The 9,848-nt window shown below is 32.1% G+C and carries 10 protein-coding genes; 6 read left to right on the forward strand and 4 right to left on the reverse strand.

Annotated features, from left to right (window positions below):
- Positions 1 to 24: 24 nt before the first annotated feature.
- Genes LQ686_RS05055 through LQ686_RS05065 form a run of 3 tightly spaced genes read right to left on the reverse strand, consistent with a single transcriptional unit; the run spans position 25 to position 1,875 of the window.
- Entirely contained in the window at positions 25 to 675 is a 651-nt protein-coding gene (locus LQ686_RS05055) for an ABC transporter permease (protein ID WP_239733199.1), read from the reverse strand.
- Entirely contained in the window at positions 672 to 1,160 is a 489-nt protein-coding gene (locus LQ686_RS05060) for an ABC transporter permease (protein WP_239733198.1), read from the reverse strand. Before LQ686_RS05060 ends, LQ686_RS05055 begins: the two co-directional genes overlap by 4 nt.
- The gene (locus tag LQ686_RS05065; RefSeq protein ID WP_107565915.1) at positions 1,153 to 1,875 is read right to left on the reverse strand and encodes an ABC transporter ATP-binding protein; all 723 of its coding nucleotides are present in this window, start codon (positions 1,873 to 1,875) and stop codon (positions 1,153 to 1,155) included. Before LQ686_RS05065 ends, LQ686_RS05060 begins: the two co-directional genes overlap by 8 nt.
- A gap of 127 nt (positions 1,876 to 2,002) precedes the next feature.
- Between LQ686_RS05065 and LQ686_RS05070 the strand changes: the two genes are divergently transcribed.
- The 6 genes from LQ686_RS05070 (at position 2,003) to LQ686_RS05095 (ending at position 9,600) form a co-directional block, all read left to right on the forward strand.
- A complete protein-coding gene (locus tag LQ686_RS05070; protein WP_025905651.1) occupies positions 2,003 to 3,487 on the forward strand; it encodes a UDP-N-acetylmuramoyl-L-alanyl-D-glutamate--L-lysine ligase in 1,485 nt (494 codons plus the stop codon).
- Complete coding sequence (locus LQ686_RS05075; protein ID WP_025905650.1) at positions 3,477 to 3,716, forward strand: YueH family protein; 240 nt, start codon at positions 3,477 to 3,479, stop codon at positions 3,714 to 3,716. The genes LQ686_RS05070 and LQ686_RS05075 overlap by 11 nt, the downstream gene beginning before the upstream one ends.
- A 13-nt stretch (positions 3,717 to 3,729) precedes the next feature.
- The gene (locus LQ686_RS05080) at positions 3,730 to 5,292 is read left to right on the forward strand and encodes a peptide chain release factor 3 (protein ID WP_025905649.1); all 1,563 of its coding nucleotides are present in this window, start codon (positions 3,730 to 3,732) and stop codon (positions 5,290 to 5,292) included.
- Between the two features lie 218 nt (positions 5,293 to 5,510).
- Positions 5,511 to 6,332 carry a TerC family protein gene (locus tag LQ686_RS05085; RefSeq protein ID WP_107565916.1) on the forward strand — a complete coding sequence of 274 codons (822 nt, stop codon included), beginning with the start codon at positions 5,511 to 5,513 and terminating at the stop codon, positions 6,330 to 6,332.
- A 212-nt stretch (positions 6,333 to 6,544) separates the two neighbouring features.
- Positions 6,545 to 8,230, forward strand: a complete 1,686-nt coding sequence (locus tag LQ686_RS05090) for a S1C family serine protease (RefSeq protein WP_107572753.1) — start codon at positions 6,545 to 6,547, stop codon at positions 8,228 to 8,230.
- A gap of 17 nt (positions 8,231 to 8,247) precedes the next feature.
- Positions 8,248 to 9,600, forward strand: a complete 1,353-nt coding sequence (locus tag LQ686_RS05095) for a TrkH family potassium uptake protein (RefSeq protein WP_107565918.1) — start codon at positions 8,248 to 8,250, stop codon at positions 9,598 to 9,600.
- Between the two features lie 132 nt (positions 9,601 to 9,732).
- Here LQ686_RS05095 and LQ686_RS05100 read toward each other — a convergent pair.
- Positions 9,733 to 9,848 (reverse strand): transposase (locus LQ686_RS05100; RefSeq protein WP_204183430.1); only part of this gene is annotated, 116 nt, incomplete at its 5' end.

Below are 9,848 nucleotides of genomic sequence, written 5' to 3' on the forward strand. Positions count from 1 at the left end.
TACGTCATTATGCATGGAATATAGTTAAACTTTTCTGTATCGATTCATACCAATCATATTTAATACTAACAGTAATAAGAATATACCAATGAGTATGATCCAATTTATATAAATATCTGATAAGTGATAGCCTCTTAACATAACATTTTGAATGGTATCACCTGCATAGTATAGCGGCATGATATGCGCGGTATATACGAGTACTTTATGCATGCTTTCCACTGGTATGATGCCTGCAAAAAAGACTTGAGGAATCACAACTAAAGGAATAAATTGAATCATTTGAAATTCTGATGATGCGAATGTCGATAACAATAAACCTAGCGTAAGTGCTATAAATGACACGAGTACATTCGTAATAAATACTAATAATATGTTGCCTTCAGTAACCATTTGTAATACATAAATAGCATATAAAACAATCAAAGTTGTTTGTATGATGGCAAATGTACCATAACCTATTATATAACCTAAAATAATTTCATGTTTTTTAATAGGTGATGATAATGTTCTTTCTAAAGTTCCAGATGTTCTTTCTTTAAGTAACGAAATACCTGAAATTAAGAATGTAAAGAAGAATACAAAAAATGCGATTAAAATAGGGCTTATTGTATCAAAATAATTTGTATATTTACCACCATGTAAATAATGTTCTTTGGCATCTAACTTTGTTATATGATTTGGGTATTTAGCCGAAACTTGAGACTTTTTTCGGCTGCTGGCAGTTGTTGAGTTATGGACTGAATGATTTTCCCTTGTTGATTAACGACAGATGACAACTGCTTTGTACTTTGCATAATGACTAATTTATTGATGGTTAACTTTAATTGACTCGTTTTGCTTGGGTCAGTATTTTCGTAAGTTACATCTAGTTTGTTATCGTTTAATGATAGAAAACCATCTAAATGATCCTCTTTAAATTTATGTTTTAAATCTTGTTGATTTGAATACTTTTGAATGTTAATATCCTGTTTTTTGAGGCTTGAAATGATTTGATCGTTTACTTGATATGTACCCACTTTTAGATCAGTTGACTCATCAGAATAATTAAATAAAAAATAAATCAACGTCATTATTAATAACGGTGCAACGAGTAAGAGCATTAGGGTACGTTTATCTCTTATAACTTGTTTTAAAATACGCGTGGCAATATTAATCATGTGCACCATCTCCTAACGCTAAGAAGACATCTTCAATCGTTTTTACGTTATATGATGATTTAATTTCATTTGGCGTACCATAAGAAATAATTTGTCCTTCTCTCATTAGTAATAATCGATCGCATTTATCAGCTTCATCTAATACATGTGTTGTGATAAGAATGGTCTTGCCTTCATCTCTAAATTGAAACAAATCATTCCAGATTGATTTTCTTAATCTTGGGTCTATACCAACTGTTGGCTCATCTAAAATCAATATGTCTGGATTTTGAATCATACTAATTGCAAGAGATAATCTACGTTTCATACCTCCGGAAAATGCCTTAACTTTTTTATGTTTTTCATGTGATAAGTTGACAATTTCCAGTGTTCGTTCTATTTGTTCGTTGATGTCCAATTTAAGTGCTTTATGAATGTATAATTTCGCAAAGAATTTTAAATTTTCAACAGCGGTTAAATCATCAAATAATGCATCACTTTGAGACATATAACCAATAGACCTTAAAATTTCTCTGTTAGGTATACGATTGCCGTTGATCGAAATTGTACCAGAATCCATAGTTGTCATGCCTAAAATACATTTGATCAAAGTCGTCTTGCCTGCACCTGATGGGCCAATTAAACCTGTTATTAAACCAGGTTCAAATTGAGTTGTTACATCTTTTAAAATAACTGCTTTTCCATAAGATTTCGTAATGGATTGAATATCAATCATAAAAGCACCCCTTTATTTAAAAGTAAACGCTCACTCATTTTATAATTGTTTATAGTTATAGTCTAAGCTATAAAATCAACTTAAGAAAGTGTATAATAGACCTATTGAAAATAAAGGAGCAATAACGATGAATGTTAAAACGTTATTAAATAAAATAAAAATTAAACAAACTTACGGTCAAATTGATCAAGAAGTTCATGATATTACGACAGATTCAAGAAATGCTCAAGAAGGCTCTATATTTGTGGCATCAAAAGGTTATACAGTAGATAGTCATAAATTTATACCGAATGTAATAGAGCAAGGATGTAGCGTCATTGTGAGTGACCGTTACGTAGAATTAAATGAGGATGTACTATTAATTGTGGTTAAGGATACATTGAAAGTGGCAAGTATCTTTAGTCATGTCTTGTTTGATTTTCCTAGTCAAAAATTAACGACGATTGGTGTAACGGGTACAAATGGTAAGACGACAATTGCGACAATGATTCATCATTTAACGAGAGGATTAGGGAAAAATAGTGCTTATTTAGGAACGAATGGTTTTCAAATTAATGAAACAGTTACAAAGGGTGTTAATACGACTCCAGAAACTGTTACTTTAACGAAACATATTGTTGAAGCGGTTGATAAAGAATGTGAGAGTATGACATTTGAAGTCTCAAGTCACGGGTTAGTTATCGGCAGACTTCGTGGTTTAGAATTTGATATCGCTATTTTTTCAAATTTAACACAAGATCATTTAGATTTTCATGGTACGATGGAAGCTTACGGACATGCTAAGTCATTATTATTTAGTCAATTAGGTCAAGACTACAGAAAAGACAAATATGTCATATTGAATGCAGATGATCCATATATAAAAGAATTAATACCTGTAACACCATTCGAAATATTTACATATGGTATAGATAACGAAGCAGACTTTATGGCTAAAGATATAGAAGAATCTATCAGCGGTGTGCGTTTTACACTTGAAACACCATTTGGTTCTTACAAAGTACAATCACCTTATTTAGGTAAATTTAATGTCCTTAATTTATTAGCGAGCATTATAAGTTTGTGGGCACAAGGTTATGACTTAAACGACATAACTGAAGCTGTTGAAAATATGCCTGCAGTTGAAGGACGTTTAGAAGTATTAGATAGAAACTTACCAATAGATTTAATTATTGATTATGCACATACGCCAGACGGAATGGATAAATTAATAGATGCTGTAAAACCATTTGTAAAACAAAAATTAATATTCTTAGTTGGTATGGCCGGAGAAAGAGACTTAACAAAAACACCAGAAATGGGTAAAATAAGTTGTCGAGCAGATTATGTGATTTTCACACCAGATAACCCTGCAAATGATGATCCGAAAATGTTAACAGCAGAATTAGCTAAAGGAGCGACACATAATAATTATGTAGAATTTGAAGATAGAGCAGAAGGCATTAAACATGCAATAGAAATTTCTGAGCCAGGTGATACAGTTGTACTCGCATCTAAAGGGAGAGAGCCATATCAAATCATGCCTGGTCATATCAAAGTGCCTCATAGAGATGATTTAATCGGTTTAGAGGCAGCATATGAAAAGTATGGAGGAAAGCCAAGTGAAGATTAGAGAAAGTCATTCGCAAAACTTAAATTGTAAAGTATATATATATGAAAATAAAAAAGAAGAATATTTTGTGATTTCAATTCCGGATTTATTTTGGTCTATTGAAGTAGATTACGATTTATACGGAGAATCTTTAATTGAGCATTTGTACTTGCATTTGTTTAATGTACTTGATGAAGATGAAGCAAATGAATTAGCAAATAGAATTAGCCAATGGACATCCGAATTATAAGGAGAAATGAATTGTGACGATTAAACAAGAAGTAGAAAGTAGAAAGACATTTGCGATTATATCCCACCCAGATGCTGGTAAAACAACATTAACTGAAAAATTATTACTTTTTGGTGGTGCGATTAGACAAGCAGGTACCGTTAAAGGTAAAAAGACAGGGAAGTTTGCGACAAGTGACTGGATGAAAGTGGAACAAGAACGTGGTATTTCTGTTACAAGTTCAGTTATGCAATTTGATTATGATCATTACAACATTAATATATTAGATACACCAGGACACGAAGACTTTTCTGAAGATACGTATAGAACATTAATGGCTGTAGATAGTGCTGTAATGGTAATTGACTGTGCAAAAGGTATCGAACCGCAAACGTTGAAATTGTTTAAAGTATGTAAAATGAGAGGAATTCCTATTTTTACATTTATCAACAAATTAGACAGAATGGGTAAAGAACCTTTTGAACTTTTAGAAGAAATTGAGAAAACATTAGAAATAGAAACTTATCCTATGAACTGGCCAATTGGAATGGGACAAAATTTCTTCGGAATTATTGATAGATCCGATAAGACAATAGAGCCATTTAGAGATGAAGAGAATATATTACATTTAAATGATGACTATGAATTAGAAGAAGATCATCCAATCAAAAATGATTCACAATTTTCTCAAGCAATTGATGAGTTAATGCTTGTAGATGAAGTCGGTGAACAATTTGATGAAGAATTATTGTTAGCTGGAGAGTTAACGCCAGTATTCTTCGGTTCAGCATTAGCGAATTTCGGTGTTCAAAACTTCCTTAATGCGTATGTTGATTATGCGCCAATGCCAAGTGGCCGCAAAACTGAAGAAGGAGATGTTGTGGATCCATTCGATCAAGACTTCTCAGGATTTATCTTTAAGATACAAGCAAATATGGATCCAAGACACAGAGATAGAATCGCATTTATGAGAGTCGTGAGTGGGGCATTCGAAAGAGGTATGGATGTGACACTTCAACGTAATAAGAAAAAACAAAAAATTACGCGTTCAACTTCATTTATGGCAGATGATACACAAACTGTAAACCATGCTGTTAGTGGTGATATTATCGGGTTATATGATACTGGAAATTATCAAATTGGTGACACGCTTGTCGGCGGGAACCAGAAATTCCATTTTGAATCATTACCACAATTTACACCTGAAATATTTATGAAAGTTAGCGCTAAAAATGTTATGAAACAAAAGCATTTCCATAAAGGGATTGAACAATTAGTTCAAGAAGGTGCGATTCAACTTTATAAAACGTTGCACACGAATCAAATCATACTAGGTGCAGTTGGACAATTACAATTTGAAGTATTCGAGCATCGTATGAAAAATGAATATAATGTTGATGTTGTTATGGAACAAGTCGGTAAGAAAATAGCAAGATGGATTGAAAATGAAAAAGATATTACGGACAATATGAATTCAAGTCGATCTATTTTAGTTAAAGACCGCTATGATCAATATGTATTCTTATTTGAAAATGAATTTGCAACTAGATGGTTTGAAGATAAATTCCCAGAAATTAAATTATATAGTTTGTTATAATGAACAAAACATTGTATAATAATTAAGTAAAACTAAATAGACCTACGACTTTGTCGAAGGGGAGTAACTTTAGAACTTAAAAATTCTAGCATATTATCGTCATTACGAAGCGCAAGTTTCCGGTAATATGGACATCACATAAATGTTAAGTGAGACCTTTGCCTTTTATTAGGCATGGTCTCTTTTGTTTTTTATAAAAAAGAATGGAGTGTGAATTGATGGATCCGAGTTTGTTAATCAGTTACGGCTGGGTATTAATTGTTTTAATTTTTCTTGAAGGATTATTAGCAGCAGATAATGCTGTTGTTATGGCCGTAATGGTCAAACATTTACCAGAAGATTTAAGGAAAAAAGCATTATTCTATGGATTATTAGGTGCATTTGTATTTCGTTTCTTATCATTATTCTTAATTAGTTTCTTAGCTAACTTCTGGCCAATTCAAGCGGCTGGGGCATTGTACTTAATTTATATGTCCATTAAGAACTTGATAGACTTTAAAAAGCATAAAGGTGAAGAGCTCAAGACGCCAGATGACGTAGAAGCTCAAGATGATTTCCCTGAATCAGAATTTCCTTCTGATGGACATGGTCATCATAAATTGAAAAAGAATTTCTGGATGACTGTATTAAAAGTAGAATTTGCAGATATCGCATTTGCGATTGATTCTATGTTAGCAGCATTTGCTATCGCAGTAACATTACCGGCAATGGGTATCCACTTTGGTGGTATGGACGCTGGTCAATTCGGTGTTATGTTTGTCGGTGGTATGATTGGTGTTATTATTATGAGATTCGCAGCAACATACTTTGTAGAATTATTAAATAAATATCCAAACTTAGAAGCGGCAGCATTTGCGATTGTAGGTTGGGTAGGTATTAAATTGTTTGTTATCGTATTGGCACATGATGAAATTGGTGTATTACCACATGATTTCCCTCATGGCATACTATGGCAATCTATATTCTGGACAGTATTATTATTACTCGTTATTATTGGTTGGATTACTTCAGTACGCAATAATAAAAAAACATCAAATTAATATTATAAAAGCAAAACACCCACAAAGTTTATTGATGACTTTGTGGGTGTTTTTTTATCTTTTTTTAATTGAATAATCCATATTGAATGAATTCGTAAATATATGTAAAAATAGGTGTATAATATTGAGAATTACAATGGTTTTATGTTAATAAATTTAGTATTATATGGCATAATAGATACATTAAGTGTTTAGATTGAGGAGGGCAATAAATGTCACGAAAAAAGCATGTCATTCCTAGAAATGAATATAAGAGACAGCGACGTGAATTTTTTCATAACGAAGAACGTGAAAAAAGAATCGAACAAGAGAAAAAAGAATATGAAATAAAAAAAGCTAATGAACGAGAACTTCAAAAGAAAAACGAATTACGTGTTAAGGAAAATATGCAAAAAGCACGTATCGAAAAATTAACGAAAGAAGAAATCAAAAAGCAAGAAGAAGAATCTAAATCACATCCAACAATTGATTTAGACGATGACCGACTTGCTGAAACACATCAAGAACATAGTGAACAAGATGATGTGTTACATAACGATGAAGTTCAAACAAACAATGAAGATAGCAAAATAAACTTAGAAGAAGAACCTGAAGAGATTAAATATGAAAAAGTAAGTGAACAAAAACAGGCAGAAACAGATAAAGCCTTTTCTAAAGATAATGACTTTGAAACAAATAAGCAGCTCGGTGCAAGACATGATGAAAAAGTAGAACAAAAATCTCAAAATAAAAATAGTTTTCTCAATACATTTTTAACTAAAATAGAAAAGCATTGGCCAATCATTGCGATTATTTTAGCAATCATCTTAATATTTATTTTAGTATGGAGTATATTCCAAAATGTAAATCCTCCTAACGAAAGTAGAAAATCGATTGAAGAAAAACAATCTCAAAAAGGATTCCAAAAGCCTATTACGAATGTTATGGAAGCTGTAGAGAAATCTAAAAACTCAGTCGTAGGTGTATCTCATGAAGATTCAGATGTATCTAGTAAGAAAGAATCTTCAGCGAAGGAAAAAGAAGAAAATAGCGGCGTCGGTTCAGGCGTCGTTTACAAAGTTGAAAATAAAAAAGCATACATAGTAACAAATGCACATGTTGTATCAAGTGATAAGAAACCAATTATTACAACAGCAAATGGTAAAAAGTATGATGGTAAAGTATTAGGATCAGATCAATGGTCTGATATAGCAGTCTTAACGATTCCAATTGAAAAAACTGAAGATTTTAAACCTATTAAATTTGAGGACTCAGACAATTTAATTTTAGGTGAAACAGCTATCGTTATAGGTAGTCCGTTAGGCGCTGAATTCCAAAATAGTATTTCTACAGGTGTAGTTTCTGGTCTAGATAGAAAAGTTCCTGTTGATTTTAATGGCGATGACGAGTATGATTGGGAAATTAAAGCTATTCAAACAGATGCTGCAGTCAACCCTGGTAACTCAGGTGGTCCTGTATTAGACTCACAAGGTAATTTAATCGGTATTGTATCATTGAAAATCGATATGCCTAATGTAGAAGGTATGGCGTTTGCAATTCCATCAAATGATGCTACTGACTACATTAATAAATTAGAGAAAAATGGTAAAATTGAACGTCCGGAATTAGGTATTATGGCTCAAAACTATTCTAAAATGAGTGATAGTGAAAAGTCTCAAATATCTTTACCTGATAAATATAAATCAGGAATGGCAATTACTGGTGTTACTAAAGATGGTAATGCTGACAAAGCTGGCGTTAAATTTAATGATGTAATCGTCGGTATTAACGATACAAAAATTGAAAATAATCTTGAATTTAGAAAAGAATTATATAATAATCATAAAAAAGGTGACAGTGTTAACTTGAAGCTTATCCGAGATGGAAAAGAAATTACGAAAAAATTAACATTGAAATAAAATAGAGGTGACAATTTGTGTCCATTATAAAATACTTTTTTCAAAAAATGACTCCACAACAGGGTATTGTATTATATTATTTGGGCGCAATTATTGTCGCCTTTTTATTATTAAATTTACCTTATGTTGTTAAACCTGGTGTTAAAATTGCACCAGTCGATACATTATTTGTTGCTGTATCAGGTGTCAGTGTAACGGGGTTAACACCTGTTACAATTGAAGATACGTTTACCATATTTGGACAAGCTATCATCCTGATTATACTTAATATTGGTGGCATAGGTGTAATGGCTATTGGTACATTACTTTGGGTCATTTTAGGTAAACATATCGGTTTACGTGAACGCCAATTAATCATGTTAGATAGTAATTCAAACGCTATGAATGGTGTTGTGAAGTTAATATTAGATATTGTGAGAACAATTTTAATGATTGAAGTTATTGGTGCGATATTGCTATCATTTTATTTCTATAAAGATATTGGATCAGTGAAAGAAGCAATACATCATGGTATATTTGCATCAGTATCAGCAACTACAAACGGTGGACTTGATATAACGGGAGAATCATTAGCACCTTATGCTAATGATTATTTCGTTCAAACTATCATTATGTTACTTATTATGTTAGGTGCAATCGGCTTCCCTGTATTGATTGAAGTCAAAACATACATGAAAAATACAATTCCAAACTTTAGATTCTCGCTATTCACTAAAATAGCGAGTGCGACATATTTATTTTTATTCTTACTCGGTACAATTGTGGTTTATTTATTTGAGTTTTCAAATGCATTTAAAGATGTTTCGTGGCATAAAGCTTTATTCTATGCAATGTTCCAATCATCATCTACAAGAAGTGCTGGACTATCAACAATAGATTTAAGTCAATTTACTGAAGCAACAAACTTTTTCTTAGGTGGATTGATGTTTATAGGTTCTTCACCTAGTTCAGTAGGTGGTGGTATAAGAACGACAACATTTACGATACTTGTTTTATACTTAGTGAACTTTAGTAATGGTCGAACAACTATAAAAGCTTTCAATAGAGAAATACATCCAATTGATATACAAAGATCATTTGCAGTTATTTCACTTGCATTAGCGATTACGTTTGTAGGTGTATTATCTGTCGTTCGATTTGAAGATGGCAAACATGATTTGTTATCTATATTCTTTGAAACGATGTCAGCGTTTGGTACATGTGGATTATCAATGGGGATTACAGATGGCTTACAATTAGGATCTAAAATCGTCATCATGATGTTGATGTTTATAGGTCGGGTAGGACTATTATGTTTCGTCGTCATGTTAGGTGGAAAATCAACACCTGATAAGTTCCATTATCCTAAAGAACGTATACAAATAGGTTAAATATAAAAAAGCAAGCGACTAGGTCGCTTGCTTTCAGACTGTGGACAAACTGAACTTAAATTTATAAGTTCAGTTTGTTTTTTTGTATAGATTAATAATTTCCACTAAAATCATGATTAAACTACGTTTAATCTAGGCTATTTGTGGCTCTTTTACTAGCCACATTGCCAACTTTTTAAGATTCATGGCAGCACAAATAAGCGTGGTGTCCATGGAAACTTTTTTAATTCCTCTATATCTAGTCCATC

This window comes from Mammaliicoccus sp. J-M41 (assembly GCF_022385935.1).
GTDB classification, from domain to species: domain Bacteria; phylum Bacillota; class Bacilli; order Staphylococcales; family Staphylococcaceae; genus Mammaliicoccus; species Mammaliicoccus sciuri_A.